The sequence below is a fragment of the Peptoniphilus pacaensis genome (assembly GCF_900088125.1).
In the GTDB taxonomy this organism is placed as follows: domain Bacteria; phylum Bacillota; class Clostridia; order Tissierellales; family Peptoniphilaceae; genus Aedoeadaptatus; species Aedoeadaptatus pacaensis.
Map to the genome: position 1 here is coordinate 1565910 of NZ_FLQT01000003.1, position 24038 is coordinate 1589947.

Annotated in this window: 40 protein-coding genes; 34 read left to right on the forward strand and 6 right to left on the reverse strand. The window is 47.3% G+C overall.

The window, feature by feature from the left end; all coding sequences use genetic code 11:
• The first annotated feature begins 16 nt into the window (after positions 1 to 16).
• The 11 genes from thrS (at position 17) to BN7444_RS09170 (ending at position 9389) form a co-directional block, all read left to right on the forward strand.
• Positions 17 to 1921 carry a threonine--tRNA ligase gene (gene thrS / locus BN7444_RS07430; RefSeq protein WP_068457807.1) on the forward strand — a complete coding sequence of 635 codons (1905 nt, stop codon included), beginning with the start codon at positions 17 to 19 and terminating at the stop codon, positions 1919 to 1921.
• Complete coding sequence (locus BN7444_RS07435) at positions 1914 to 2447, forward strand: SGNH/GDSL hydrolase family protein (protein ID WP_068457809.1); 534 nt, start codon at positions 1914 to 1916, stop codon at positions 2445 to 2447. Before thrS ends, BN7444_RS07435 begins: the two co-directional genes overlap by 8 nt.
• Positions 2448 to 2549: 102 nt before the next feature.
• Positions 2550 to 3944 carry a hypothetical protein gene (locus BN7444_RS07440; RefSeq protein ID WP_068457811.1) on the forward strand — a complete coding sequence of 465 codons (1395 nt, stop codon included), beginning with the start codon at positions 2550 to 2552 and terminating at the stop codon, positions 3942 to 3944.
• Positions 3934 to 4377: a type II secretion system protein gene (locus BN7444_RS07445; protein WP_068457813.1), complete on the forward strand. Its 444-nt coding sequence runs from the start codon at positions 3934 to 3936 to the stop codon at positions 4375 to 4377. Before BN7444_RS07440 ends, BN7444_RS07445 begins: the two co-directional genes overlap by 11 nt.
• Positions 4364 to 4681, forward strand: a complete 318-nt coding sequence (locus BN7444_RS07450; protein ID WP_068457816.1) for a type II secretion system protein — start codon at positions 4364 to 4366, stop codon at positions 4679 to 4681. Before BN7444_RS07445 ends, BN7444_RS07450 begins: the two co-directional genes overlap by 14 nt.
• A complete protein-coding gene (locus BN7444_RS07455; RefSeq protein ID WP_082941312.1) occupies positions 4614 to 5138 on the forward strand; it encodes a PulJ/GspJ family protein in 525 nt (174 codons plus the stop codon). Before BN7444_RS07450 ends, BN7444_RS07455 begins: the two co-directional genes overlap by 68 nt.
• Positions 5131 to 6033, forward strand: coding sequence for a bactofilin family protein (locus BN7444_RS07460; protein ID WP_068457819.1), 903 nt, complete (start codon positions 5131 to 5133; stop codon positions 6031 to 6033). The genes BN7444_RS07455 and BN7444_RS07460 overlap by 8 nt, the downstream gene beginning before the upstream one ends.
• A gap of 73 nt (positions 6034 to 6106) precedes the next feature.
• Positions 6107 to 6664 carry an elongation factor P gene (gene efp / locus BN7444_RS07465; RefSeq protein WP_068457821.1) on the forward strand — a complete coding sequence of 186 codons (558 nt, stop codon included), beginning with the start codon at positions 6107 to 6109 and terminating at the stop codon, positions 6662 to 6664.
• A gap of 14 nt (positions 6665 to 6678) precedes the next feature.
• On the forward strand, positions 6679 to 7014 hold the full coding sequence (locus BN7444_RS07470; protein WP_068457822.1) for a CD1247 N-terminal domain-containing protein: 336 nt from the start codon (positions 6679 to 6681) through the stop codon (positions 7012 to 7014).
• A gap of 91 nt (positions 7015 to 7105) precedes the next feature.
• Complete coding sequence (locus BN7444_RS07475) at positions 7106 to 7882, forward strand: ADP-ribosylglycohydrolase family protein (protein ID WP_068457824.1); 777 nt, start codon at positions 7106 to 7108, stop codon at positions 7880 to 7882.
• Between the two features lie 80 nt (positions 7883 to 7962).
• Positions 7963 to 9389, forward strand: a protein-coding gene (locus tag BN7444_RS09170) for an IS3 family transposase (RefSeq protein WP_417875541.1) whose coding sequence is annotated in 2 segments (ribosomal slippage) — positions 7963 to 8533 and positions 8533 to 9389 — 1428 coding nt in all. Because the reading frame shifts where the segments join, the coding sequence is not laid out codon by codon here.
• Between the two features lie 180 nt (positions 9390 to 9569).
• Here the strand turns inward: BN7444_RS09170 and BN7444_RS07490 are convergent.
• From BN7444_RS07490 to BN7444_RS07510, 5 genes are all read right to left on the reverse strand, one after another.
• On the reverse strand, positions 9570 to 10664 hold the full coding sequence (locus BN7444_RS07490) for a tyrosine-type recombinase/integrase (protein ID WP_068457827.1): 1095 nt from the start codon (positions 10662 to 10664) through the stop codon (positions 9570 to 9572).
• 15 nt (positions 10665 to 10679) lie between these two features.
• On the reverse strand, positions 10680 to 11198 hold the full coding sequence (locus tag BN7444_RS07495) for an ImmA/IrrE family metallo-endopeptidase (protein ID WP_068457829.1): 519 nt from the start codon (positions 11196 to 11198) through the stop codon (positions 10680 to 10682).
• Between the two features lie 122 nt (positions 11199 to 11320).
• A complete protein-coding gene (locus tag BN7444_RS07500) occupies positions 11321 to 12340 on the reverse strand; it encodes an Abi family protein (protein ID WP_068457831.1) in 1020 nt (339 codons plus the stop codon).
• A 237-nt stretch (positions 12341 to 12577) separates the two neighbouring features.
• Positions 12578 to 13135, reverse strand: a complete 558-nt coding sequence (locus BN7444_RS07505) for a PH domain-containing protein (RefSeq protein WP_068457833.1) — start codon at positions 13133 to 13135, stop codon at positions 12578 to 12580.
• Between the two features lie 152 nt (positions 13136 to 13287).
• Complete coding sequence (locus BN7444_RS07510) at positions 13288 to 13659, reverse strand: helix-turn-helix domain-containing protein (protein WP_068457835.1); 372 nt, start codon at positions 13657 to 13659, stop codon at positions 13288 to 13290.
• A 127-nt stretch (positions 13660 to 13786) separates the two neighbouring features.
• Between BN7444_RS07510 and BN7444_RS07515 the strand changes: the two genes are divergently transcribed.
• The 3 genes from BN7444_RS07515 (at position 13787) to BN7444_RS07525 (ending at position 14740) form a co-directional block, all read left to right on the forward strand.
• Positions 13787 to 13978, forward strand: a complete 192-nt coding sequence (locus BN7444_RS07515) for a helix-turn-helix transcriptional regulator (RefSeq protein WP_068457837.1) — start codon at positions 13787 to 13789, stop codon at positions 13976 to 13978.
• A gap of 125 nt (positions 13979 to 14103) precedes the next feature.
• The gene (locus BN7444_RS07520; protein WP_135122059.1) at positions 14104 to 14385 is read left to right on the forward strand and encodes a hypothetical protein; all 282 of its coding nucleotides are present in this window, start codon (positions 14104 to 14106) and stop codon (positions 14383 to 14385) included.
• 175 nt (positions 14386 to 14560) lie between these two features.
• The gene (locus BN7444_RS07525; RefSeq protein ID WP_068457841.1) at positions 14561 to 14740 is read left to right on the forward strand and encodes a hypothetical protein; all 180 of its coding nucleotides are present in this window, start codon (positions 14561 to 14563) and stop codon (positions 14738 to 14740) included.
• Here BN7444_RS07525 and BN7444_RS07530 read toward each other — a convergent pair.
• A complete protein-coding gene (locus BN7444_RS07530; RefSeq protein ID WP_068457844.1) occupies positions 14729 to 14962 on the reverse strand; it encodes a hypothetical protein in 234 nt (77 codons plus the stop codon). The genes BN7444_RS07525 and BN7444_RS07530 overlap by 12 nt on opposite strands.
• A gap of 48 nt (positions 14963 to 15010) precedes the next feature.
• Between BN7444_RS07530 and BN7444_RS07535 the strand changes: the two genes are divergently transcribed.
• The 20 genes from BN7444_RS07535 (at position 15011) to BN7444_RS07625 (ending at position 24037) form a co-directional block, all read left to right on the forward strand.
• Positions 15011 to 15490 carry a helix-turn-helix domain-containing protein gene (locus BN7444_RS07535; RefSeq protein ID WP_068457846.1) on the forward strand — a complete coding sequence of 160 codons (480 nt, stop codon included), beginning with the start codon at positions 15011 to 15013 and terminating at the stop codon, positions 15488 to 15490.
• 13 nt (positions 15491 to 15503) lie between these two features.
• Positions 15504 to 15698: a hypothetical protein gene (locus BN7444_RS07540; protein WP_068457848.1), complete on the forward strand. Its 195-nt coding sequence runs from the start codon at positions 15504 to 15506 to the stop codon at positions 15696 to 15698.
• A gap of 14 nt (positions 15699 to 15712) precedes the next feature.
• Entirely contained in the window at positions 15713 to 15913 is a 201-nt protein-coding gene (locus BN7444_RS07545; protein WP_167627210.1) for a hypothetical protein, read from the forward strand.
• A 102-nt stretch (positions 15914 to 16015) separates the two neighbouring features.
• Complete coding sequence (locus BN7444_RS07550; protein WP_068457853.1) at positions 16016 to 16198, forward strand: hypothetical protein; 183 nt, start codon at positions 16016 to 16018, stop codon at positions 16196 to 16198.
• On the forward strand, positions 16195 to 16662 hold the full coding sequence (locus BN7444_RS07555) for a siphovirus Gp157 family protein (protein ID WP_068457854.1): 468 nt from the start codon (positions 16195 to 16197) through the stop codon (positions 16660 to 16662). Before BN7444_RS07550 ends, BN7444_RS07555 begins: the two co-directional genes overlap by 4 nt.
• A 10-nt stretch (positions 16663 to 16672) precedes the next feature.
• Positions 16673 to 16867 (forward strand): hypothetical protein, encoded by a 195-nt coding sequence (locus BN7444_RS07560; RefSeq protein ID WP_068457857.1) that lies wholly within the window; start codon positions 16673 to 16675, stop codon positions 16865 to 16867.
• Positions 16851 to 17567, forward strand: coding sequence for a hypothetical protein (locus tag BN7444_RS07565; RefSeq protein ID WP_068457858.1), 717 nt, complete (start codon positions 16851 to 16853; stop codon positions 17565 to 17567). Before BN7444_RS07560 ends, BN7444_RS07565 begins: the two co-directional genes overlap by 17 nt.
• A 70-nt stretch (positions 17568 to 17637) precedes the next feature.
• Entirely contained in the window at positions 17638 to 18510 is an 873-nt protein-coding gene (locus BN7444_RS07570) for a DUF4373 domain-containing protein (protein WP_068457861.1), read from the forward strand.
• A 108-nt stretch (positions 18511 to 18618) separates the two neighbouring features.
• A complete protein-coding gene (locus BN7444_RS07575) occupies positions 18619 to 18957 on the forward strand; it encodes a VRR-NUC domain-containing protein (protein ID WP_068457862.1) in 339 nt (112 codons plus the stop codon).
• A gap of 45 nt (positions 18958 to 19002) precedes the next feature.
• On the forward strand, positions 19003 to 19161 hold the full coding sequence (locus BN7444_RS09300) for a hypothetical protein (RefSeq protein ID WP_167627211.1): 159 nt from the start codon (positions 19003 to 19005) through the stop codon (positions 19159 to 19161).
• Entirely contained in the window at positions 19158 to 19334 is a 177-nt protein-coding gene (locus tag BN7444_RS09375) for a DUF7336 domain-containing protein (protein ID WP_167627212.1), read from the forward strand. Before BN7444_RS09300 ends, BN7444_RS09375 begins: the two co-directional genes overlap by 4 nt.
• A gap of 38 nt (positions 19335 to 19372) precedes the next feature.
• Entirely contained in the window at positions 19373 to 19714 is a 342-nt protein-coding gene (locus BN7444_RS07580; protein WP_068457864.1) for a MazG-like family protein, read from the forward strand.
• A gap of 211 nt (positions 19715 to 19925) precedes the next feature.
• A complete protein-coding gene (locus BN7444_RS07590; protein ID WP_068457868.1) occupies positions 19926 to 20153 on the forward strand; it encodes a DUF3310 domain-containing protein in 228 nt (75 codons plus the stop codon).
• Entirely contained in the window at positions 20150 to 20575 is a 426-nt protein-coding gene (locus BN7444_RS07595; protein WP_068457871.1) for a single-stranded DNA-binding protein, read from the forward strand. Before BN7444_RS07590 ends, BN7444_RS07595 begins: the two co-directional genes overlap by 4 nt.
• Positions 20576 to 20671: 96 nt before the next feature.
• Complete coding sequence (locus BN7444_RS07600) at positions 20672 to 20893, forward strand: hypothetical protein (RefSeq protein ID WP_068457872.1); 222 nt, start codon at positions 20672 to 20674, stop codon at positions 20891 to 20893.
• A gap of 23 nt (positions 20894 to 20916) precedes the next feature.
• Positions 20917 to 21309 carry a hypothetical protein gene (locus BN7444_RS07605; RefSeq protein ID WP_068457874.1) on the forward strand — a complete coding sequence of 131 codons (393 nt, stop codon included), beginning with the start codon at positions 20917 to 20919 and terminating at the stop codon, positions 21307 to 21309.
• Positions 21310 to 21395: 86 nt separating this feature from the next.
• On the forward strand, positions 21396 to 21590 hold the full coding sequence (locus BN7444_RS07610; RefSeq protein ID WP_068457876.1) for a type II toxin-antitoxin system HicA family toxin: 195 nt from the start codon (positions 21396 to 21398) through the stop codon (positions 21588 to 21590).
• A gap of 60 nt (positions 21591 to 21650) precedes the next feature.
• Positions 21651 to 22061 (forward strand): type II toxin-antitoxin system HicB family antitoxin, encoded by a 411-nt coding sequence (locus tag BN7444_RS07615; RefSeq protein WP_068457878.1) that lies wholly within the window; start codon positions 21651 to 21653, stop codon positions 22059 to 22061.
• Positions 22062 to 22332: 271 nt separating this feature from the next.
• Complete coding sequence (locus tag BN7444_RS07620) at positions 22333 to 22770, forward strand: terminase small subunit (protein ID WP_068457880.1); 438 nt, start codon at positions 22333 to 22335, stop codon at positions 22768 to 22770.
• Entirely contained in the window at positions 22763 to 24037 is a 1275-nt protein-coding gene (locus tag BN7444_RS07625; protein WP_068457882.1) for a PBSX family phage terminase large subunit, read from the forward strand. The genes BN7444_RS07620 and BN7444_RS07625 overlap by 8 nt, the downstream gene beginning before the upstream one ends.
• Position 24038 lies beyond the last annotated feature (1 nt).

Sequence of the window (24038 nt, forward strand, 5' to 3'; positions counted from 1 at the left end):
TTTAATGAGGTGAATGATGTTCAAAGTTACGTACCCTGACGGAAGTGCAAAAGAATACGATTCGAAGAAATCGGTAAAAGAATTGATCGCCGATATTTCGGAAGGCCTGGAACGGGCCAGCGTCGGCTGTGTTTATAACGGCGTTATTTTAGGAAAACACGACTTTGTCGACGAAGACGGCACCATCAAAGTCGTTAAATTCGACGACGACGAAGGCAAGCAAATTTTCTGGCACTCCACGGCCCACTTAATGGCCTATGCCATCAAGCGCCTGTGGCCCAACACGAAATTTGCCATCGGTCCGTCCATCGAAAACGGTTTTTACTACGACATCGATTTGGACGAGCAATTGAGCACTGATGATTTGGAAAAAATCGAAAAGGAAATGAAGGCCATCGTGAAAGAAGGCCCGGTCTTCGAAAGAAAAGTCCTTTCGAAAGCCGAAGCGGAAGATCTCTTCAAAGACGAACCCTACAAAATCGAACTTATCGAAGATCTGCCCGCCGATGAAGAAATTTCCATTTACACATTAGGCGATTACGTGGACCTGTGCCGCGGACCCCATTTGGAAAATGTGAAGGACATTAAGGCCGTGAAGCTGACCTCCATTGCCGGCGCTTACTGGCGCGGCGACGAAAAGAACAAAATGCTGCAACGGATCTACGGCATTTCCTTCCCGAAGAAAAAAGAATTGGACGAATACATGGAACGTTTGGAAGAAGCCAAGCGCCGTGATCACAGAAAGATCGGCCGCGAGCTGGATCTGTTCAGCTTCCGCGACGAAGGCCCCGGCTTCCCCTTCTTCCACCCGAAGGGCATGATTGTGCGCAACGAACTCGAAACCTTCTGGCGCAATCTGCAAATCGAACGAGGCTACGGCGAAATCAAGACGCCCATGATCTTAAACGAAGATTTGTGGCACCGTTCCGGTCACTGGGATCATTACCGCGACAATATGTACTTCACTAAAATCGACGGCGAAGACTACGCCATCAAGCCCATGAACTGCCCGGGATCCATTTTGGTTTACGAACAATCCATGCACTCTTACAGAGACTTCCCCATTAAGCTCATGGAATTCGGTCAAGTGCACCGCCACGAACTTTCCGGCGCCCTTCACGGCCTGTTCAGAGTTCGTACCTTTACCCAAGACGATGCCCACGTGTTTATGCTCCCCAGCCAAATCCAAGAAGAAGTGATTAAGCTCATCGACTTGGCCGACGAATTATACAACACCTTCGGCTTCGACTACACGGTGGAACTGTCCACCCGTCCGGAAGACAGCATGGGCACCGACGAACAATGGGATATGGCCATTGACGCACTGAAAAAAGCCTTGGACAGTAAGGACATGGACTACGAAATCAACGAAGGCGACGGCGCGTTCTACGGCCCGAAGATCGACTTCCACCTGCGCGATGCCATCGGTCGTACCTGGCAATGCGGCACCATCCAACTGGATTTCCAAATGCCTCAAAGCTTCGAGCTGACCTATGTGGATGAAAACGGCGAAAAACAACAACCGGTTATGAGCCACCGCGCCCTCATGGGTTCCATGGAACGCTTCTTCGGTATCTTGGTCGAACACTTTGCCGGTAAATTCCCCTTGTGGCTCGCACCGGTCCAAGTCAAGGTGCTTCCCATCAGCGAAAAGTTTGAAGACTACGCCTTGAAGGTAACCAAAGAATTATCCGACGCCGGCATTCGCGCCGAATACGACGAACGCAACGAAAAGATCGGCAAGAAGATCCGCGACGCACAAATGGAACGGGTCAACTACATGGTCATTGTCGGCGAAAAAGAAGTGGAAAGCGGCAAGATCTCCGTTCGTAACCGCAACGGCGAAGAACGGGGCGACGTGGACCTGGGCGATTTCTTGGGCGAATTAAAAGCCGAAATCGAAAGCAAAAAAATTGACTAAAATCATTGCCTTCGGCGACTCCTATGTGGCGGGCTACGGCGTGGATTTCGATCAGTGCTGGGTCAGTCGACTGGAAAAGCTTCTGAATCGTCCCATCGCGAACATGGGCATGAACGGCGCCTGGATCACGGAGCTCTCCGAACATCCGCCGGCCCTGGAAGCGGGAGATGTGCTTCTGGTCTTAGGCGGCGCCAATGACTTTCTGGGCGAGGGCACCGTAACGCAGGTCATGGCTTCTTACGAGAGTCTAAAGGCCTACGCAAACAAAGCCGGTGCACGCTGTTTGATCATTTTGCCGCCGACGCCGGTCATCGTAGAGGAAGATCTCTTCGTCGGCCTCAATATGATTCGCTCCCTTCAGGAAAAGCTGAAGGAGCTCGACGAGAAGGCGGAGGGCCTTCATCTGGAGAAGGCCATTCCTAAAGATCCCGCCCTCTACATCGACGGCATTCATCTTACACCCGAAGGCCACGGGTTGATCGCCCGTGCCGTGTACGAATACGGCGTGGAAAAAGATATTTTTTAAGAAAAGAGCTTGCGCGGCAGGCTCTTTTTTTGCCCTTATTTCACGGAAATATCATCGACAGAGCGGATACCCTTTGATACAATAATCGGAAGAGGTGATGGTGTGAATTTAGATTTTTTATCTTCGCGCAAAGGGGACATCCCCGAGCGAAACAGCGAAATGAAACCGCATATTAAAGATACACTCAGTCGAATAAAACAAGGTAATTTTTCGAAAAAAGAACAGGCGGCACTAGCTGCCGTACTCATTCTGGCGGCATCGGGCACGGGCTACGGCGCCTTTCTTCGCGCGCCCTTGGCGCAACAGGAAGCGCTGAAGGCGGCCTTAAAGGCCACGCCTTCCGTGGCACACGCCCAAGAAGGCCCGAGCGGCGCCTATGCCGACGAAAAGACCACATTAAAAGAGACGGAAGTGGAACAGGCCATTGCCAATGATATCGGATCGGATCCCAATGTGGAAATCACCAGCGAAGAAGTGGTGCCCGACGGCGAAAATTCGGGCCTGATGAACTTGGTGGTGGATCATTACGGCTCCACAGACACCTTGACTCAATACCTTGAAACCCTTCAAGGGGTGTCTTACAAGTTGAATATCGACTCCATCAGCTACAACAGAGATCCTTCCGATGTGGAATCATCTTCTATTCGTCTGTCCATTCCCTACGAAGTTGTGGACAACAGCTTGGCGTCGAAAACCTTCGATGTACAGGCGCCGGAAGCGACGCCGCCTGCGGCACCGGACACAACGGCCACGCCCGGCACGGGCAGCAGCGCGCCTTCCACGTCTTCTGGAAGCAGCTATTATTCATCCGGCAGCTCCTCTTCGAGCTGGAAGCCGAGCTATCCTTCCACATCGACGACGCCGGTCACGCCGTCGAAGCCCGCGACACCTGCGGCAAAAACGCCTGCAACAAAACCGCAAGCACAGGCACCGGCAAAGCCACAGGTCAAACCGCAATCGGAAACGCCGCCGAGGATGCCGGAAAGAGTCTACTTGGCGCCGGCTGTCAGCACTTATTCCATTTTGGATTCCGTTATGTCCGCCTCCACGGTGGACGGCCTGCCCGTGATCTGTGAGCCGCAAACGAATACGAATACGGATAAGAAGGTGGAAAAGAAAGATCAAGTGCTCGCCGTGAAATTCGAAACCCCGCAACGGGAACAAGGGGCGGAAGCGTTGAAGCGCGTCATCAATCTCGACACGGGCGGAATTTATTTGCCGAAAAACGGTTACGAATTCAGCATCGATGTACCGACCACGACTAAAACCGCGGGCAACTTCAGTTTGATTTTGGCGGATCTTCAAGGCAACAGCAAAGAAGTATTGGCTGCGAGAAAAGTGGATTTAAAGGACGGCTACAGCCGCCTGTTCTTCCCCTTAAACGGCATGGACGGCACCATTAGGGCCAATCAAATCCGCTACACCTTTATGGACGGCGGAGCGGTTCAGGAATCGATTAACCTGAAAAACGTTCAAGTTCTTTCCCATGAAAAATAAATGTAAAGCCATGACCCTCGTGGAACTGATATGCGTCGTCGCCATCGTCGCGGTGCTTATCGCCATCGGGGTCTTGGGCCTGAATGGCGTTCGGCGATTTAAAGCTGAACGCCAAATTCATACCATGACCGGCGAGTTGAGCGATCTGAGGCATCGAGCCATGGCCCAACGAACAAACACGACCATGGCTTTTTCCTCAAATGACTATGTCTTAGATAATGGAGAAAAGACGAAAACCGTTCCCTACGAAGAGGAATTAAAGCTTACCGATGTTACGACGGCTAACAAAGAGCCGAACTTCACCTTTAGTCCTTCCGGGCGGCCGTCTAACAGCGGGACCGTGACCTTTCAGGTAGGGGAAAGGGCCTATCGCATCATCGTGGCGCCGGTCAACGGCCGCATTCGAATGGAGCAAGTCGATGAAGAAGAGTAGCTTTACCTTATTGGAAGTCATGGTGGCCGTGGCCATCGTCGGCCTGATCACCGTCATGCTCAGCGCTTTTTTAGGCGGAAGCTTTAAGCAGCTCAGCGTCCAGGAGGGCAAGAGAAGCAAACTGAATCGGGCGGGCGACACCATGGAATCCTACATGGCCTACGAGGATCGCGCGGAAGAGGGAATGGACGTGCGCATTAGCGACTACGACGGCCAATTGGAAAAAGTGGAGGTGTATGATGCCGAGACCGGGAAGCAGATACTCGTGGCGCTCAGACCGAAAAAGAGCCTTTACACTCCTTGAGCTCCTCTTGGCCATGGCCATCGGTTCTGTCATCGTCGTTCTCATGAGCCAAGTCCTTCTCAGCGGCATCAACGGTGCGAGTACATTCGGCAAGCGAATCAATGGAGACAACGACATCACCTTTGCCATGAACTCCATGATCGACGAGCTTTTGGAAGCCGACGAGATCTATCAAATACAAGATGGGGCCGTGCAATTTTACGTTCGTGAACAGGGAGCGGACGGCCACAAAATCGTATCCTATTTACTTAAAGACGGCACCTTGTCACGATACGCCGATCACGATCACTTGAAATACGACAAGGAAAAAGTGAAATTGACCAAAGGCACGCGCACCGTCATCCTCGATGACGTGGACGATTTAAAATTCAAACGGGAAGGCGAGTGCTTGAGGATTTATATGAAGCGAGGAAAAGAAAGCGAGCGAATCGTCGCGTTGCGAGGCAGATATGACTAAGCGACGCGGATCCATCGCCCTATTGGCCATATTTATTTTTGCCATTATAAGCCTGCTGGCACTGGTGATTTTTTCCCGATTGGAAGATAATTTTCTCTTGCTCCGCACGGAATTAGACGAAAAGCAATCCTCCTACAATTCCGAGTCACTGGCCTACTTGGCCGAGGAAGAATTAAAAAGAGAACAGATCGAAAAGGTGGTGGAGGTTCGGGGGAAATTTAATTTGCCCGTCCCGGACTTTAACGGTAGCACCTTGAAGAAAGCGGAAATGTTTCCCTTTATCGAAAAGGGAAGCTACACGCAGGTGCAGCTGGAAGTGCAGTCAAGCTACAAGGAAATCCCTTCCACGGCCGTCCTCCGGTTTAAAGCCGTCCATCCGATTTTCGAGCAAGAAGACGGCGTCATCAGCACGAAAGAAATGAAAGAGCGGGGCGTCTACGACACGTGGCAAAAAACATTGGCCGACAGCTTTGTAAAAGAACCGAAAAGCTGGGTCGTCCGTTGGAAGACGGATAAGCCCTCGACTTTAAAAAAAGAAGGCAGAAACTTTATCCAAGTATTCGAAGACGAGTCCCAAGCACCCCTTGCGCCCATCGTCCAACAATTGCGCTGGGAAGTGGCCTCCCCCGTGGTCCTCGAGGCGCCCATGGACATAAAGGGCGTCCTGTGGCTCAAAAAAGGCGCGAGTATTAAAGGCGATATTCACGTGCGGGGCGTCGTCATAAGGGAAGAGGGGGCGTCGGTGGAGGGACAAATGATCGTCGACGGGCTCCTTATCGGGGAGAAAGACGATGCCATCCACGTCAACTACCAACCCCGCAATGTAGAAGAGGTCTTTTGCTTTTTCGACGACTTCATTCAACCTCACGACTTTCGCTTAAAAAAGCATTACTAAGAGATGATCCGCATCTTGTGGGTTATTTTTCAATTTGATATAATAAATACGCAGTACAATTAAGGAGGAAATTATGATCTCAGCTGGTGATTTTAGAAAAGGTGTAACTTTTGTTATGGACGGAGACGTCTACCAAGTCGTGGATTTTCAACACGTCAAACCGGGTAAAGGCGCTGCCTTTGTGCGCGCAAAAATTCGTTCGGTTCTAAACGGCGGTGCGAAGGAAACCACCTTCAACCCTTCGGAAAAGTTTGAAAATGCCGTTATCGAAACGAAGCAAATGCAATATTTGTATTCCGACGGCGAGCTTTACTACTTTATGGACAATGACACCTACGAACAAATGCCCATCGAAAAAGATTTCGTGGAAGATGCGCTGAACTTTATGCGCGAAAACGACATGGCGACCATCCAAATCTATCAAAACAAGCCTTTCAACGTCACACCTGAAAACTTTGTCGAATTGGAAGTTACGGAAACGGAACCCGGCGTCAAGGGCGACACCACTTCCGGTGCGACGAAAGCGGCTACGGTTGAGACAGGTTTCACTTTACTTGTACCCTTGTTTGTCGATCGGGGAGATATCATTCGCATTGACACGCGTTCCGGCGAATATATGTCCAGAGTGTAGCCAAGGAGGCAATTATGAAAAACATTTTGCAACGCATCGCCTATGTGCAAGGTTTAGCAGATGGATTAGGAATTGAAGACACATCAAAAGAGGGCCAAATTTTATTGGAACTCGTCGATGTCGTAGCGGAATTGGCTGAAGTCGTCGACGAAAAATTTGAAGATCTCGAAAGCTATGTCGACGTCGTGGAAGAAGATCTGGCCGAATTGGAAGACTATGTCTACGAAGAAGATGACTTCGACGATTACGATGACTTCGACCTGGACGATTACGATTTCTTTGACGAATATCATGAAGCCAACGACGAAGGCTTCGAGGATGTTGAAGCAGAAGCAGATGATGTTGAATAATTAAAGAAACCGCCGTCGGGCGGTTTTTTTGTGTATGGAGAAATCAATCGAAACGGGACGCATCAGCGTTAAGACACAGGAGAGAGCAACCATGGATAAACTAAAATCAGCCATTTACGGCCTTGCCGTCGGCGACGCCCTTGGGGTGCCCTTCGAGTTCAGAGAGCGGGGGACGTTTCGCTGCGAAGGCATGACGGGCTACGGCACGTGGAACAGGGCGCCGGGAACCTGGTCCGACGATACGAGCATGACCCTCGCCACCTTGGACTCCATTAAAGAGGTGGGGCGCATCGATCCCCTTGATATGAAGGAGCGCTTTTGCGACTGGCTGCGTAAGGGAAAGTATACTGCCGACGGCGACACCTTTGACGTGGGCACGACGACGCGCATGGCCTTGGACAGAGGAAACGGCTTAGACGACTATTATTCTAACGGAAACGGATCCCTAATGCGTATTTTGCCCCTGGCATTTACCGATGCCACGGACGATGAGATCCGTGCGGTATCGGCTATCACCCACGCTCATAAAATTTCTACGGATGCCTGCGTCGAATACGTGCACTTGGCGCGGAAACTCATCGAGGGAAAACCGATTATTCGTGAGGAAATCAAAAACAAAAGCATGGATGAAATCAAATCCTCCGGCTTCGTCTTGCATACCTTGGAAGCGTCGATTTGGTGTTTGCTGAATACGAGCTCCTATAAAGAGGCGGTGCTTACGGCGGTGAATCTCGGCGAAGATACGGATACCACCGCAGCCGTGGTGGGCGGCCTGGCCGGCATTGTCTACGGCTATGACAGCATCCCAGGCGATTGGATCGAGGAACTGAAAAATAAAGAGCTTATCGATGCGATTTTAAAAAAATAGACAAACAAAAAGGCTTAACCATGGATTTGCACTGACCCCCAAAAGTTGGACCAAGAAATCCAACCTTTGGGGGTCTTTTAATGGCAAAATACAGTTATGAATTAAAAAGGAAAATCGTCGAAGAATACCTGTTCGGAGAGTCAAGCTATCCCATCTTAGAAGATAAATATCAAATTGATGAATCACTGATCAGACGTTGGGTCAATAATTACAAACAATTTGGCGATGAAGGGTTAATGCGCTCTAGAAATAAACGTGAGTACAGTGTAGAGTTTAAGTTAGAAGCCATTACACGTTACGAAACGAGCGAATGCAGTTACCAACAATTGGCCCTTGAACTTGGTTTGACGAATCCGTCCATGATCGCCAAATGGCACAGTCAGTATCGAAAGGAGGGCATGGAGGGGCTGCGAACACATAAGCGAGGGAGACCTGTGACGAAGAAAGACGCCTGCAATCAACCACCGAAGTCTGCAACTAAGAAGGAGCCTCTTGATGCATCCTCGCGTGAGGCATTGGAAAACCGCATCAAAGAATTAGAGGCGGAGAACCGGAAACTCACCATTCAAAAGCTATACCTGGAGGAGCTAAGGAGTTTGGTGAGGGAAGAAAAAATGAGAAAAAGGCGAGGATCGTCGCCAAACTCCGAGAACAATTCCAACTAACAGAGATACTCGCTGCCATCAACTTTCCCAAATCCACCTTTATGTATTGGCAGAAAAAGTGGAGCGAAGAAGACAAAGACCAAGCGTTAAAAGACGAGATCCTCGCCATTCGGCGCGAACACAAAGACTACGGCTACCGCCGGATCCATCTGGAGCTGAAGAACCGGGGTTGGGCGGTAAACAAAAAGAAAGTTCAACGACTGGTTCAAGACATGGGCCTTCAAGTCCGTGCCTATGGCAGGAAATACAAGAAGTACAACTCTTACAAAGGCGTCGTCGGTAAGATCAAGAAGAATCGAATCAATCGACGCTTCAACACCTGTATCCCCTACCAAAAAATTACCACCGACACTACAGAATTCAAATACTACGTCGAAGATAAAGCGGGGAAACTTCAAACAAAGAAACTCTACCTCGATCCATACATGGACATGTACAATCTGGAAATCATTAGCTACGTCCTATCCGATCAGCCCAACGGCGTCACCATGCTACGAGGCTTAGAAAAAGCCATCGAACGAACCAACACCTGTCCCTATCGCCGCACCTTCCACTCCGATCGCGGTTGGGGCTACCAAATGACCGCCTATCAAGCCATGTTAGAAGAACACCACATCTTTCAAAGCATGTCGAGAAAAGGTAACTGCTACGACAACGCACCCATGGAAAACTTCTTCAGTGTACTGAAAAGAGAAATCTACGACGGTTACGTCTACCGAAGCCGGCAGAAACTTGTGCGGGCGATCGAAGACTTTATCCACTACTATAACAACGACCGAATCAAAGAAAAATTAGGAGGGCTAAGTCCAAAGCAATACCGTGAACGAATGAAAACCGCTTAGAAAATAAGTTATGTAAAACAAAATCGAGCAAGCGAAATGCTTACTCGATTAAGTCCAACTTTATGGGGTCACTCTAATTGACATGATTAAGCCTTTTGATTTACACATTGAATTGAAGTGTCTAATGTAACGTGACAGCCATGCGGGTTACAGATATTTTTACGCCATTCGTGCGCCAAATTATAAGATGCTATACGTATCTATCACATCAATCTTTTCATCGTCGAAGACTTCTGTGTAGATGTTTAGGGTGGTGGTCACCTTTGCATGGCCTAATAATTGAGAAACGGCTTTAATGTTGGCGCCTTGAGCGATGAGGCGTGTCGCGAAGGTGTGGCGCAGCATGTGTGGCGTCAGTTTGCGTTCGATGCCTGCTTCCTCGACCAGGCGATCAAAGTATCTCCTAAAGTTGGAGAGAGTCCTGAAGTTGAACGTTGATGAGTAGAAGACAAGGTTCAGGACGTTGTTTTCAGGGTCGTTGTTTCGTTCTCTTTCTTTTAGTATAGCATAGGCATCGCCTGAAAGGGGAACGGTACGAACGCTGTTGTCTGTTTTTGGATAGGGTTGTAGGCGAGGATTGCCGTGTTCTTCGACCATGATCTGAGCGACGGCGAGGGTGCGATTTTTTAGATCGACGTTGTCCCAGGTAAGCCCTGTCGCTTCGCCGATGCGTAGGCCGGTGGTGAGCAGGAATAAAATGATATTGGCATACTCTTCCCGGCGGCATCGATCGACAAGTTTGTCTTGTTCCTCTTTGGTGAGGGCGCGAACAGCGTTGTTCCTGGTTTTCGAGAGTTCAGTTCCTATTGCCGGGTTTTTGTCTATAAGGCCAATGTCCACTGCTTTTTTCAAGCAGGAGGTGATTCGAGACTTGATTGCTCGGGCCAAGGCGCGGGAGTGGTTTTTATCGATTGTATTGATGTGGGTTTGTAATTGAATGGTCGTAAGGTCTCTTAGTCGGAAGTCGCCAAGAGGTTCAATGAAGTGGTTGCGCAGTTGGTGTTCGTAGGTAAGGTAGGTGGTGCTGTTTATATTCGGTCGTTTGTATTCTTCAAGCCATATGTCTGCCCATTCGGCGACGGTTACTTCAGATTCGTCGAATCCCCGAAGTTGGTCCAGCTTTTGATTGACTTGTTCTCTGGCTTCTTTTTTTGTCTTGCCGGTGCCGCTTATGCGAACACGTTCTCCTTGGCGGTTTGTGCCGGCGCTTATGGTCAGCTGCCAGTTTCCGGATGCGAGTTTTCTCCAGGTGCCTTCGCCATAGCCTCTTGCCATATGGATTCTCCTTTCTTAGATGCTGCCACGTATATCTTGGTTGAGGTTGTCTTTGTAGTAGTTACGTTGAACAGCGATATGGTAGCGGCGGTCTTTGATAATTTGTTTCCTGCGAATGTCCATGGCCTGCTCGCTTACGGCCATGAACCCCGACAATATGCGGGTTTCATAGTCTCTGTAAGCGACCATGAAATGAAAGGGCATGAGTAGGGCCCCGGCCATGTCATTTGCTTCTTGTTCTTTTTGAGCATATGGAATGTGTTTGCGCTTATTTAGGTGGCCTAATGCAATGTGGGACAGCTCATGTGCAATGGTAAAACGATTGTGTGTCACACGATGATTATGTGAATCGATGCAAATGAGGTAATTGTTTCTATATTGAAGAATGTAGCCGCTTTCTCCTTGAAGGTTGCTTTTTACGATAGAAGCATTCAGTTTTTTTGCGATTTTTTTCAAGTCAGTTGGGAAGTGGAGTGGCTGCTCTATTGAAAGAAGAAGATTAGCCGCCAGCTGCTCGATTGTTTCGTGCGTCATAAGGTCACCTTTCAAAACGTTTGTTCTCAGAGATGGGAAAAATAATAGGATAGCACCTCGCCTGTTAAAACAGGGAAGAGGTGATTCTATCCTTAACATGGCTCCTTGTTGTTAAGAGAGCGTCATTTCTCAATAATATACAGTGGTTTATCAAATATATCCTCAATTTCAAGGTCGAAGTCAAAAGAAGGCACACCAATACTTTCTAAAATTTTATACTTATCATTTTTATAATTTGATAAGTGAGTGGCTATAGCCAGTCGACTACCGACAGATAATTTTATGCATGCTGAGCTATTTCCGAGAACAGATAAACCAAAGATGAGTGTATATAAGTCATTTTTTCCGAGGCCGAGTCTATAATTGACTGGATCGATCCCCATTCTCTTATGAAGGAGGTCGTTATATCGAATATTAGATTTATCGGGTCGATAATTATATACTCTACCTGAGTGAGCCGACCGGTTTCTAAATTTGAAACATAGCGTTAGGACGTCTGAAAACAAGTCTTTGACCGCTTCATTAACAACATTAATTTCAACAACTTCTAAGGGCAGGTCTAGCATGATACTAATAATTCTATTTTTGAGCTCAGCCTTTTGGAGCTTGTAAAAATGCATCATATTTCCTAGCGTTGCTCCCTTAAAGAGTATCCAAGGAGGTGTGTTTTTATGATGCATGCGATAATGTTGAAAGGGTTCCACATCATCGTTTATGATTTTATGAAATTTTATGAAGGATGAATCAATATCCCAGTATTTAGAACCATCTTTCCGTGTGTGTATTTTTCCGCTTTTATAATTGGATTTGATTAAGTATTTGTCTTGATCTGAGGTAAAAGTCTCAGCTATAACGTAGCTCATAGCGCTTTTGAGCATAATTTCAAATTCTAATGTCGCATTGAGAACAGATTGTTGAAGCTTTCTGTCCATTTCGTAAATTGAAAATAGTTGCTCAAATGTTGCGTCTTCAAAATACTTGTCCGGATTTGTTGCTTCGAGTAAATAATCTTTATAACCATTAACAATTTCGTAATAACCGAAAGAGCGCAAGTGCTCTCTAGCAGCTTTTTCATTGAGAAATTTTAAATTTCTATCTTTTAAAATTTTTATCTGTTGATCGATTGTAGTGAATGGCTTCATTCTTGTTCCTCCACATAACACAAAAGGGCTTCCGAAGTGGAAGCCCTAAAGGTCGGACAGAAACCCTGTCCAGTCATATTGTTAATATGATTATACCATGAGACTTCGATTTGTAAACACGAAAATGGAAAGTAAGTTCAATAAAATCATTCAAATTGGAATAAGCAAACAGTATTCCAATAAATCGAAATAAATTGGAATGAAGCAAATTGAGAATTTTTATGAACTTAGTTGCCACTATTTCAGAATTTCGAATTTTTTTCTTTCAAACTCTTCTTCAGTAATGATTCCTTGATCCATTAAATTTTTCCACTTAATCAGTTCATCGACTGCGCTGTTCGTCGGATTGGCATCGTCAACGACGTTTTTGTGTAAGTTTTCTGTATATTCAAATAATTTGCTTGTGACCATTTCGTGAATATTTCGAATGGAATTTTTATCGATAGCAATATTAAAAATTTCGTCTCGGGTGTCAATGGTTAAGGTCCCCCATACAATGCCGGTTTTCATGAAAACATCGTTGACATTGCGCAAGCTTACGACCAGGACGTGTTCCCCGATTACTCGATTCTGAGTCATTATTATCTTGTCCTTTGTTATGCCGTATGCCCAATAACCGTTATGATTGCTCATGCTTTTATAATTGTGCAGGCCCATAAAGCAAACGTCAATGTCTTCATTGGGTTTCAGTTGCTTCGCCAGGACTTTGAAGTGTCTTTTTTCGTTTGCGCTGATAACGCCGGATCCCAGCTTATGTAGTTTCATGAATTCTAACATTTCATCTGCGGTTTTCATGTGGTCTCCTCCTATGAATTGTTTAAAATTACCTGCCAATAAAACCTTATTTTACCGGACGAAGGATGTGGGTGGCTTTGTCCAGTATGATGAAGAATGAAGTGATAAAACTTATGTTCGTTTAGAGGTAATTTTAAAAGGGCGTAAGCCCTTTATTTTTTTTCTTCTTTTTCTTTCGCGTTGACGCTATCGATGAAGATGTTGGCTATTTCGATCATCTTCGCTTTCGCTTCCGGAGTGAGTTCGCGGTTGGCCCGGCGTAGGATTTGCACGCCTTCCGGAAAGCCTTCGAGGAGTTCGTCATCGACGGTGCTCTTACCGTGGCGGTCATCACTAGTTCCCATCAAGTAGTCGATGGATACGTTAAAGAACTTTGAGAACTTAATAATTAGTTCATTGGAAGGATCACGTTGGCCCAATTCGTAAAACGAAATAGCCTTCGGAGTTAAACCAAATTTATCGGCAAGTTCTTTTTGTGTGTAATTATTCTCTTTTCGAAGTTGCGCTAATCGCTTTGAAAACATCTGAACTCCTCCTAATTATGTACTGCCAGTACATATAAAGATTATAGCTAAAAATTTTCAAAAGGGCAATTGACAAAGTACAATCCGTACTGTACAATATGTACATAAGAACTGGGGAGGTGGTTTTATGAGTGAATTGAAAAAGTTGCGCTTGGAGAAAGGATATTCGCAAGCTGAATTGGCACAGTTAGTTGGTGTTACCCCAAAATACATTGGTTTCATTGAGAATAATGAGCGAATGCCTTCGCTAAATGTAGCTGGAATCATTGCAAGAATCTTTAATGTGTCAATAGAAGAAATTTTTTTACCCAAAAGATGAACAGAATGTACAATTAAGCCTTTCCGTTCTACCTATATACTACGTCAATCACGTCGCTACCTCTATAGCGCTTGGTTGCAGGGAAAGCCGGATGTACGGAATGGAGTTGCAAGGAAGGAGGCTACGTGATGGAGTTTGTCACGATTTTGGGCGTGCCATATTCGGTGAAGATGGTGCCGGTTATATCGTTAGATGAGCTGACGGTGGGGCAGATCGATTACCTTAAGCAGGAAATTTTGATCTTAGAGGGCTTAGGTGATGATCTTTTTCAGGTGACGCTCTTGCACGAGGTATTGCACGGCATTTTTAATCAATTGGGCTTTGATGAGGGAAATAACGAACACCTGATCCAGGCGTTATCAACTGCGCTGTATCAGGTGTTACGTGAAAACAAGTTGTTCAGTTAATGTTTTTGATGTTTATGGTTTGCAAGGGTTGATCCGGCTTTGGATTTCGATGTTTTCGATTTGCTTGTGGAAAGTGTTCTTCCGGCCTTGCGAACTTTGGGACTTGGATTGCATTTCTTTGCCAATATATCACCTCCTTTCGAGGTGATTATAGCAAATGTACAGGAGGCGTGAAATGAAAGAAGCGGATGTCCTTGCTTTTCTCAATTTCAGAAGAAAGTTTTCGAAACGGGAATGGCACGAATTAAACCGTGCGGTGGAAGCGCGAGAAATGGAAAAGGCCGACAAGATTGAGCTTGACGACCTTGATTTAGAAATTATTCTCTCGAAGTTGAATGTTTTATCAGAACTCTGAAACTTGGAGAAAGATGGGGTTGATTCGATAAGAAATTCCTTTATAAACGAGTTCCACGTAGTCGAGTTCGTAATAGGAATGTTCTTTTCTTTGATGCGGTGCCCAAAGTTCAGCATTTTCTTCGTACCATGTGCTGGGCGATTGGCCGTTATGGCCAATGACGCAATCGGGATCATCGTTTAGGCAAACCCATTCGCCAAGTAAGCAAGCGTGTAGTTTCATCTGTTCACCTCCTTCTGAGGTGATTATAGCAAATAAAGGGGGTGAGTGATGGGTGGTTGTCACAAGCGTACGCAGGAAAACCCGTTTTACAGGGCGCGTATGGATGCGGCGGCGTACAACGATGCGTTAAAAAGTCGTGAAGGTGCGGCGGAGGCGCTGGGGGTACATCCTTCGACGATTGCAAATTATGAGTTGGGGACGAGGTGCAGTCCACAGCCTGATTTGGTGCTTATGATGGCGGACTTGTATCGTGCGCCGGAGCTTTTAAATTTCTTCTGTTCGAATGAGTGCCCGATCGGTCTTGAAACGGTGGCGGAGCTTTCTCTGAATGGGATTGATCGCATTGCGATTCAGACGCTTTCGAGCTTGAAGGATGTGGAATCAGTAAAGGATTCCTTGATTGAGATCGTGGCCGACGGTGTCGTCAGTGCCGATGAGGAAGCGGCGTTGGAACAAATTTTGGCGCATTTGGAGGCGATTGCAAAGGCGGCTAAGGAGCTTCGGCTTTGGATAGAAAAGAATGTATAGGAAGGGGGCTTGTATGAGTCGACGGCCTGAAATTATTGACGCGAAGACGATTATGGCTGACTACCATTTGAAGAAGCATGATGCTTATCGCATTTTACACAATGCGGATTGCCCGGTGTTGACGGGCGGAAGCGGTGGCAAGTTTTTGGTTGAGCGAAGTGCGTTTGAGGCGTACTTGTTTCGCGGAAGGGAGCGTGTGAAGGAATGAAGCGAAGGGCGTGTGTGATGTATAACGATGCGAAGTATGTGCGCCGCAGGGCGTTGGCGTTTTTGGTCATTATCGGCCTGGTAGCGCTGGTGAGTTTTATGCTGGCTGTTGCCTGTGACGACTTGGCAGAGAGCGCCTGTGTGACGCAGCTGGATCAGAAAGCGGCGTGGGCGGTGGCTTACAGTAAGTCGCTCGGGGAGTATCCTTATGAGTAGTCGCCGCACGGAAGTTAGGAAGATAGAAAAAATCTCGCCGGAGAGGTGTCCAAGCGAGATCAATCGTTAACCACCATTAGTATAACACAAAGGAGATCAAAAATGAATTTTGAAAGAGTCCAAGGCCCGACGGCGGGCGAAAGGCTGGAAGAAAAGCTATCGGAGTTGAATCGCTGCGATGTGGAAATCAGAATCGGCGAGAGGGCGAGAGCAAGAAAGCCCGAGCTTTTAATCGAGATACAAGGTTTATGCCGGCAGTTGATGGATGAGGAGGATGTGAAATGAAGCTTTATGACATCGCCGAGATTTACGAAAACCTCGAAAACATCGACGACGATGTGGCCGTTGCCACCGCCATGGATGCGGTGGATGCGGCCCTGGAAGAAAAGTTGGAATCGACGGCGAAGGTGATCCGCAATTTGGAAGCGGAGGCGGAGGCGCTGGAAGCAGAGGAAAAGCGGTTGAAGGCCCGGAAGACGGCGGTAAGAAACCGCATCGCGGATATTAAAGGCTATGTCCAAGAAAACCTGGAAGCCATGGGCAAGGACAAGGTCACTTCGGGGATCTTTAAGTGGAGCATCCAGGCGAACGCGCCAAGTGTGAACATTCTCGACGAGAGCCTAATTCCCGACGCTTACTGGAAGATTGAGCGAAAGCCCATGAAGACGGAGATCAAGAAGGCCATTGAGACCGGAGAGCTGACGGAAGGCGTGGAGCTGGTACGAACGAAGTCGCTTAGGTTGAGATAGGAGGCGCAGCATGGATTTGAATTTGGACCGGAAGATTAAGATCGCCGCTTTACAGGTGTTCTTTGAAGAGGATGCGAATTTAAGCAAGCTTTTCACCGAGCGTTTGGCGGCCTATGTTTACGACAATTGGGAGTTTTTGGACCGGGTCATCGCCGGGAAAGTGGAAAATTTAAGTGAGGAGGTTCGCTATGTCGAATGTGAATGAAGTACAAGTGCAAGAGGTTAACGCCCTGTCTTTAATTGAATCGACGAATTTGCAGTCAATTCAAGGCAGTATTCAAAAGATCAAGCAGTTTCAGGCCTTGGTGCAAAGTCAATTTACACAAAATCATGACTTCGGCGTGATCCCCGGCACGGGGAAGCCGACGCTTTTAAAGCCCGGCGCGGAAAAGTTGATTATGCTCTTGGGCCTGACCAGTGAATTTGAAATTCTGGATTCGACACGAGATTTCGACACGGGCTTCTTCCAATATCAGGTAGCTTGCAGGCTGAAGAAGAACGGCGAGGTCATGACGGAAGGGTTTGGCAGCTGCAATACCCGCGAACGAAAATACATTAAGCAGGATCCTTACACCATGGACAACACGGCGCTGAAGATGGCGAAGAAGCGGGCCATGGTGGATGCTGCCTTGTTGGTGGGCTCTCTGAGCGATGTCTTTACCCAAGACATTGAGGACATGGACTTAGCCGGCAATCAGGCTTCGGCCTATCAACGGACCTACACGGACCGTGACGGGACGATCTCCCAAGCACAGGCAAAACGGCTCTATGCCATTGCTAAGGGCGACGGGGAGCTGTGCAAGTCGGTGATGAGTAAGTACGGCTACGGCCACAGTGACGAGATTAAGAAGACGGATTACGAAAAGATTTGTAATGAAGTGGAAGCGTCTGTAACGCAAGGTTAATGGATAAGGCGGGCGGCACATGCTGTCGGATGATGGGTGTGCCGTTTGCCGATTCTGTTAGGAGGTTGTTATGGCCAGACCACTGAAGAGCGGGATCGATTATTTCCCGCTGGATTGTAATTTCATGAAGGACATTAAGGTCCGAAAAATTTTGCGTGCCTGCGGTCCGGGCGCTATCGCGGTCATCGTCAACCTGCTATGTACTATTTATCAAGGTGATGGGTACTACATGTTGTGGGATGAGGATACGGGGTTTTTGATTTCTGACGATGTCGGGGTCAAGGAATCTTTTGTACACGAGGTAGTGAAGACGGCCGTACAGGTTGAATTTTTTAACGCAGGGATGTTTGATGCACAGGGGATTTTGACTTCTGCGGGCATTCAGCGCCGGTATAAAGAGGCCACGGCACGGCGCAACGATAATTCACTTATTGCTGACTATAATCTACTCTCAAATGAGTTGAGTGGAGTTATTGCATACAATAATCCAGTTAATGTAGACAATAACCCGATTAATGTAGACAGAAGTACACAGATGATAGTAGATGATAGTAAAGTAAATAAAACTAAACTAGATGATGATGATATAGGGGACGAGTGCGCCCAAAAATTGGCGGAGATCATCGAATCATCATCATCCGACGCCATGGATTTTCTATGCCATTTTAAACCGGAGGATCGTCTGTGTGTGGTGGAGCAGGTAGAGGCTTCGGAGTATCTCAAAAAGAATTTAGACGTGCACCGAAAGCCGAGCAAGACTTTCATGGCCCGTTTGCTTGCCGGGAACTATCGGACGTACAAGAAGACGAGCGCGGCGAAGGCGTCTGAGCGGCGGACGGACGGCTATTCCGCTGAAGAACTAAATGCCATGGCCCGTAGGCGATTCCAAAACAAAGTCCATGGAGGTAGGGATGGTTCAGGTTCTGATGATCCCCTATCGTAGCTTTAAGGAGCGGGTGAGGCTGGTAAAGGAGCTTGTCAACGAGGGCTATTATGTTGAGGTTGAGGACGGCTATTTGTATTGCATAAGGCATGTGGAAAGGAGCGTGTTTTGAGAGGCAAAGAGGGGAAGATTCAGAAGGAGATTGCCGATGCCATAAATGGCACGGGGCTGGGCCGCTGTTGGGTGGCGACCAGCGGGCTTTTAAAGAGCCCGGACGGGAAGCGTTTTGTTCGGGCACTGCCGGAGGGTTTCCCGGATCTCTTCGGTTATAGAAAAGCGGACGGCAAGATGTTTTTCATCGAGGTGAAGACGGCATCTGGGCGTGTTACCCCGTCGCAGATTGATTTTATGCTGTCGGAGGTATCGCCGCAGGTGCTCTATGGAATTGCGCGGAACATTGACGATGCATTCGAGATTCTCGGATATGAGCAGGGGAAACTGTTGTAGTTAATGTTTGTTAAGGATTTATGCGGGTTTGAAGGAGATGGAAGAATGAAAAAATTTAAAATATCTTTTAATTTTGAAACAGATGACGATTGGCTTGAAAAAGATGTAGAGGAAATGATCGAAAGAGTTATAGACCCTATATATCATTTAGGCGATGTAAGTATCGGTGAACTAAATGTGGAAGAAAGAGAGGTAGAAGGATGAAAGTTTTTATAGTGATGGACACAACAGAAAAGACTGGTCGAGAATCAATCATTGGTGTTTTTGAATCACTGGGGAAGGCAAAAACGGCACTTGCTGATTATGTACTAAACACAGAAGCGGATAGGATAGAGCCTTATTGTGTGGAGATTGCAGAATTTGAGGTTGAAAAATGAACTTATCGGAAATCCCGACAAGTTGGGAGGAGCAAACGATGAACGAATTGATTAAGAAAGTGGAAGCGTGGGGCGAAGAAAAGGGGATTATGGATCCCTCAAACGCACCGAAGCAGTTCATGAAATTCATGGAAGAGGTCTTTGAGTTTAAGACCATGTTTGATCTTGAAGACATCAATTACACCGGTTACGGAGAATTTTTGCGGTTCGATAACACGAAGATGGAATTCGGTGATGTGCTTGTGACTCTTATTATCTTAGCTAGACAAATAGATCTGGACTGGGAAGAGTGTTTATCCATGGCCTACGAGAAAATCAAGGACAGGAAAGGCAAGACCATCGACGGCATCTTCGTGAAAGAGGAGGACTTGGCGAAATGATTCAACGAAACTTGGACGGTGTCTATTTTAGGGTAGAGCGGGATGGAAAGTGGGTGAACCGCTGCTTTTCCGATCTAACGGAAGACGAGATGCACCAGGTGATGGCCGGGAGGCCCATTGCGTGGGTACAGTCCCTCTGCGTGATTCTGGGGCAGTCCATAAGGGGCATAGGTGATGCCCTAGATTTGTATAACGGGGAAGGTGACGAGGAGTGACAGACTTCAATACGCCGGCGCACTATGTTCTGGAGGACGGATCGGACAGCATGGAGGTTTTGGCGAAGCTCCTCGGAGAAGAACAATACGTCGGCTTTCTCCGGGGCAATGCCTTCAAGTATCTAATTCGCTACGCTCTAAAGGGCGGGTTGGAAGACTTGTACAAGGCCGAGGATTATGTGGCTCGGCTGGCGGCCTATGAGGCGGAAAGGATGAAAAAATGAATGTAGTGATTTTGTACGGACGTCTGACACGGGATCCGGAGCTGAAGTATAGCCAAGGCGGCGTGGCCAATTGTTTCGCCACGGTGGCCGTGGATCGTGGAATGACGAAAGAGAAGCGGCAGCAGGCGGAAGCAACAGGGCAGCCGACCGCCGATTTTATCGGGATAAAGGCCTTCGGAAAGACGGCAGAGATGCTGGCGAACTACTTCCACAAGGGCAATAGAGTGGCCCTGGAAGGACGTATTCAAACGGGAACTTACGAGAAGAACGGCGAACGGGTGTATACCACGGATGTCATTATTAACCGGCTGCACTTCGTAGAGAGCGCAAAGGAAAATGGCGGAAGAAATGGCGGCAGCATTGAGCCGATGAATGGGCAGGCGGGCTATTATGAGGTGGATGAAAAGGATGTGCCGTTTTAGATCGTTAGTTTCCAGGTATTGACCTCTGAGGTAGAATAAGAGATAATAAAAAAGAACGAACGTTCTTATTGAATTCTTTTACACGGAGGAACCGGCATGAATTATGGCGAAAAGACGTTTATCCAAGAAGTGTATGATCGAGGTTATGCGACGAAGACAGCGGCCAGAGAGTATGCGAAAGAAAACAAAAAGCATTTTTACACAGAGAAGGATCTTTTGAACGTACATGAACGGTATTGGTCCATTCGGACAAAGCGGATGGATCAGGCGCGCTTATGGGCGGACAAGAAGCTCCGGGGGGAAGACGGAGAGGATTAACAAAGCATAAGGAAGGAGCTGGCATGGACGCTGCGACGCTAAAGGAGTACCGGTATTTAAAACGTGAAATCAAGAGCCTGCAAAAGCGGATCGAGCATCTGAATTCGACGTTGTCGGATCGTGTGCGAGCGTCCAACAGCGAGTTTCCGTATCAAGAGATACATATTCGGATTGAAGGGGAAGACCCGAGGAAAAGCAACTTGGAGCTAATCCTACAGAAGCGATTGGATGCGTGTGTCGATAAGATCATTGAGATCGAACGATTCATTTCGTCCATCGAAGACAGTCGAACACGGATGATCTTTCAAAGGCGTTATGTCGATGGGTGGAGCTGGCAGAAGATCAGTATGAGTATGGGAAGTATGGATGAAAGCTATGCGAGGAAAATTCATAATAGATTTACCGAAAACTATTGACACGTGCCGTGGATACGTATATACTAATAATGTCCCAATCGCTCATATTCTTATCTTAAAAACTCTTTCTGCAGAAAGGATGGAATATGCCAAGAAAAAAATACAAAGAAGTTGTTGAAAAACTACTCGCAAATGGTTGGGAACATGTAAGGACTAATGGTTCACATGAAATTTACCGAAATAAAAAAACCGGTGTAAGTGTACCTATAAAATGCACCTCTAAAGAGATTCCGGCCGGTACTGTGAGTAGCATTCAACGGATAACAGGGCTCAAATTTTAACCCTGTTATCCAAACACCTTCTTATGTAAAATATTAAATGTAAATGAGAAGGAGGAACTTATGAAGGATCGCTATATTTTTCCTGCCATCATTTCATTTAGCGAAGATGAAGGGATATATGATATAAGATTTCCTGACATAAGTAATGGATTTACTTTTGCAGAGAGTGAAGACGAAATTATGGAGTCGGCTAAAGAAGTTCTAGAGCTCTGTTTATATGATCTTGAAGAAAATGGGAATGAAATTCCTTCACCAACGAGTTTTTCGAGTTTATTGAACAAAGGACTATCCGTTGTTTTAGTAGAAGTGTGGATGCCCTTAGTAAGGGATAAGTTTCAAAATAAATCGGTAAAAAAGACACTGACTATACCTAAATGGCTTAACGATGCAGCCCAAGAGTACAACATCAATTTTTCTCAGTTGTTGCAAACAGCCATTAAAAATTATATAGGCATTGATACAAAGAGGTAGCGAAGGCTGCCTCTTTTATTTTGTCCGTTTTGTCCGATTTTGCCGTGGCATAATGGTAGTATGGATAACTAGAGAGATCTCCACGGGAGGTTTCTTTTTTTATGTCCTGAGGTAGCTCGGTCGGGCCTTCTTGAATGAATCGTAAGCATGGACTGTTTCGAACGGATGGTACATTTTGATCTCCTATTTCCTCGAACCGAGCGGGGCGCGAAGCACGGCACTTTGATCGCGCGGGGTGGGTTTTAGCCGTGATACATAAGGGGGTGATGGTATAGGATTATCGGACAAGCAAAAGGCGGTGGCGGATGAATATATCGTCACGCTGGACAAGACGAAAAGTTATTTGAAGTACTACAAGAGCGTAAAGAAAAAGGAAACGGCCTACGCTGCGGCGAGTCGTCTCTTCGAAAAGCCGGCGATGAAGGCCTACATCGAAGAGCGGATGAAAGAACTGGATGAAGAGACGATTGCGGAGCAGCGAGAGGTGCTGCGGTTTCTCTCGGCGGTGATGCGAGGCGAGACGAAGGAAGCGGTGTTGATCGGACAGGGCAATGGCCGGCAGTCCATCGGCGACATGGAGGTCTCTATGAAGGACCGTATCCGCGCCGGGGAGCTCTTAGGCAAGCGCTACGGCCTATGGACGGAGAAGGTGGACTTGGACGGCGGTGTGGCCATTACCTTTATCGAGGATGTGCCGCTGGATGATTGAGAAGCGATTGAGCATGATGAAGGCTCTGGGAAAGGGCTATAACCGCTTTTACCATAACCGACAATTTTACAGAGTCGTCAAGGGGAGCCGGGGTTCGAAGAAGTCGAAGACAGCGGCTCTTTGTTATATTCACGATATTTTAAAGTATCCCTGGGCCAATCTGTTGGTGGTGCGGAAGTTTTCCAATACGAACAAGCAGTCCACCTACACGGATTTAAAGTGGGCGGCCAATCGGCTGGGGGTTTACGATAAGTTTAAATTCAATGAATCCATGCCGGAGATCACGGTGAAGCGAACGGGACAAAAGATTTTGTTCCGCGGTATGGACGATCCTTTAAAGATCACATCCATTTCGGTGGATGTGGGCATCCTCTGTTGGGCTTGGTTCGAAGAGGCCTATCAGTTGGATTCCATGGATGCTTTCGATACGACGGTGGAATCGATTCGGGGATCCTACGACAGCCCGGATTTCTACAAGCAAATCACCTTAACCTTTAACCCGTGGTCGGAAAATCACTGGTTGAAGCGGGAGTTTTTCAACGAAGACACCAGGCGGAAGGACGTCTTTAGCATGACGACTACCTTTCGGCTGAATGAATGGCTGGACGAGCAGGACCGGAAGCGGTACACGGATCTTTACCGCACCAATCCCCGGAGGGCGAAGATTGTCTGCGACGGCGACTGGGGCGTGGCGGAAGGCTTGGTCTATGAGAATGTGGAGTTTCGGCCCATTGCCGATGAAGAAATCGATATGAAGAAGTTTAAGCTTTTGGTCGGTCTGGACTTCGGCTTTAAGCATGATCCGACGGCTTTAATCGTGTCTTGGCTGGATGAAGAGAATAAGCGAATTTACGTCGTGGATGAACACTACGAGCAGGGGATGACCACTTCGGATATTGCCGCCATGATACGGCGAAAAGGCTATGGCAAGTCGACGATTATCGCCGACTGTGCCGAGGGCCGACTGATTTATGAGCTGAAGCGGGAGCACGACATTCAGAGGATTCGAGAATCAAGGAAGGGGAAGGACAGTGTCAATTCAGGCATTAGCAAGCTTCAGGATTACCGGATTATTTGTGGCGACAGATGCGTCAACGCCAAGGAAGAGTTCTACTCCTACGCCTATAAAAAAGACAAGGTGTCGGGGAAGTATACCAATCAACCGGAGGACAAGGACAATCACTTAATGGACGCGCTGCGTTACAGCTTGCAGTGCGTGGAGACGGGAAAACTGAAGACGATGTCGAAGAAGGCCTTAGGTCTTTAGG

What these genes read in the sequence shown, in the direction of transcription:
- thrS (WP_068457807.1), top strand. Translation starts at nt 17, where the DNA reads ATGTTCAAAGTTACGTACCCTGACGGAAGTGCAAAAGAATACGATTCG.
- BN7444_RS07450 (WP_068457816.1), top strand. Translation starts at nt 4,364, where the DNA reads ATGAAGAAGAGTAGCTTTACCTTATTGGAAGTCATGGTGGCCGTGGCC.
- BN7444_RS07475 (WP_068457824.1), top strand. Translation starts at nt 7,106, where the DNA reads ATGGATAAACTAAAATCAGCCATTTACGGCCTTGCCGTCGGCGACGCC.
- BN7444_RS07540 (WP_068457848.1), top strand. Translation starts at nt 15,504, where the DNA reads ATGAGTCGACGGCCTGAAATTATTGACGCGAAGACGATTATGGCTGAC.
- BN7444_RS07500 (WP_068457831.1), bottom strand. Translation starts at nt 12,340, where the DNA reads ATGAAGCCATTCACTACAATCGATCAACAGATAAAAATTTTAAAAGAT.
- BN7444_RS09300 (WP_167627211.1), top strand. Translation starts at nt 19,003, where the DNA reads ATGAAAAAATTTAAAATATCTTTTAATTTTGAAACAGATGACGATTGG.
- BN7444_RS07530 (WP_068457844.1), bottom strand. Translation starts at nt 14,962, where the DNA reads ATGAAACTACACGCTTGCTTACTTGGCGAATGGGTTTGCCTAAACGAT.
- BN7444_RS07525 (WP_068457841.1), top strand. Translation starts at nt 14,561, where the DNA reads ATGAAAGAAGCGGATGTCCTTGCTTTTCTCAATTTCAGAAGAAAGTTT.
- BN7444_RS07560 (WP_068457857.1), top strand. Translation starts at nt 16,673, where the DNA reads ATGGATTTGAATTTGGACCGGAAGATTAAGATCGCCGCTTTACAGGTG.
- BN7444_RS07515 (WP_068457837.1), top strand. Translation starts at nt 13,787, where the DNA reads ATGAGTGAATTGAAAAAGTTGCGCTTGGAGAAAGGATATTCGCAAGCT.
- BN7444_RS07615 (WP_068457878.1), top strand. Translation starts at nt 21,651, where the DNA reads ATGAAGGATCGCTATATTTTTCCTGCCATCATTTCATTTAGCGAAGAT.
- BN7444_RS07610 (WP_068457876.1), top strand. Translation starts at nt 21,396, where the DNA reads ATGCCAAGAAAAAAATACAAAGAAGTTGTTGAAAAACTACTCGCAAAT.
- BN7444_RS07625 (WP_068457882.1), top strand. Translation starts at nt 22,763, where the DNA reads ATGATTGAGAAGCGATTGAGCATGATGAAGGCTCTGGGAAAGGGCTAT.
- BN7444_RS07490 (WP_068457827.1), bottom strand. Translation starts at nt 10,664, where the DNA reads ATGGCAAGAGGCTATGGCGAAGGCACCTGGAGAAAACTCGCATCCGGA.
- BN7444_RS07505 (WP_068457833.1), bottom strand. Translation starts at nt 13,135, where the DNA reads ATGAAAACCGCAGATGAAATGTTAGAATTCATGAAACTACATAAGCTG.
- BN7444_RS09375 (WP_167627212.1), top strand. Translation starts at nt 19,158, where the DNA reads ATGAAAGTTTTTATAGTGATGGACACAACAGAAAAGACTGGTCGAGAA.
- BN7444_RS07565 (WP_068457858.1), top strand. Translation starts at nt 16,851, where the DNA reads ATGTCGAATGTGAATGAAGTACAAGTGCAAGAGGTTAACGCCCTGTCT.
- BN7444_RS07550 (WP_068457853.1), top strand. Translation starts at nt 16,016, where the DNA reads ATGAATTTTGAAAGAGTCCAAGGCCCGACGGCGGGCGAAAGGCTGGAA.
- BN7444_RS07460 (WP_068457819.1), top strand. Translation starts at nt 5,131, where the DNA reads ATGACTAAGCGACGCGGATCCATCGCCCTATTGGCCATATTTATTTTT.
- BN7444_RS07580 (WP_068457864.1), top strand. Translation starts at nt 19,373, where the DNA reads ATGAACGAATTGATTAAGAAAGTGGAAGCGTGGGGCGAAGAAAAGGGG.
- BN7444_RS07510 (WP_068457835.1), bottom strand. Translation starts at nt 13,659, where the DNA reads ATGTTTTCAAAGCGATTAGCGCAACTTCGAAAAGAGAATAATTACACA.
- BN7444_RS07570 (WP_068457861.1), top strand. Translation starts at nt 17,638, where the DNA reads ATGGCCAGACCACTGAAGAGCGGGATCGATTATTTCCCGCTGGATTGT.
- efp (WP_068457821.1), top strand. Translation starts at nt 6,107, where the DNA reads ATGATCTCAGCTGGTGATTTTAGAAAAGGTGTAACTTTTGTTATGGAC.
- BN7444_RS07535 (WP_068457846.1), top strand. Translation starts at nt 15,011, where the DNA reads ATGGGTGGTTGTCACAAGCGTACGCAGGAAAACCCGTTTTACAGGGCG.
- BN7444_RS07605 (WP_068457874.1), top strand. Translation starts at nt 20,917, where the DNA reads ATGGACGCTGCGACGCTAAAGGAGTACCGGTATTTAAAACGTGAAATC.
- BN7444_RS07600 (WP_068457872.1), top strand. Translation starts at nt 20,672, where the DNA reads ATGAATTATGGCGAAAAGACGTTTATCCAAGAAGTGTATGATCGAGGT.
- BN7444_RS07470 (WP_068457822.1), top strand. Translation starts at nt 6,679, where the DNA reads ATGAAAAACATTTTGCAACGCATCGCCTATGTGCAAGGTTTAGCAGAT.
- BN7444_RS07495 (WP_068457829.1), bottom strand. Translation starts at nt 11,198, where the DNA reads ATGACGCACGAAACAATCGAGCAGCTGGCGGCTAATCTTCTTCTTTCA.
- BN7444_RS07455 (WP_082941312.1), top strand. Translation starts at nt 4,614, where the DNA reads ATGATGCCGAGACCGGGAAGCAGATACTCGTGGCGCTCAGACCGAAAA.
- BN7444_RS07445 (WP_068457813.1), top strand. Translation starts at nt 3,934, where the DNA reads ATGAAAAATAAATGTAAAGCCATGACCCTCGTGGAACTGATATGCGTC.
- BN7444_RS07595 (WP_068457871.1), top strand. Translation starts at nt 20,150, where the DNA reads ATGAATGTAGTGATTTTGTACGGACGTCTGACACGGGATCCGGAGCTG.
- BN7444_RS07555 (WP_068457854.1), top strand. Translation starts at nt 16,195, where the DNA reads ATGAAGCTTTATGACATCGCCGAGATTTACGAAAACCTCGAAAACATC.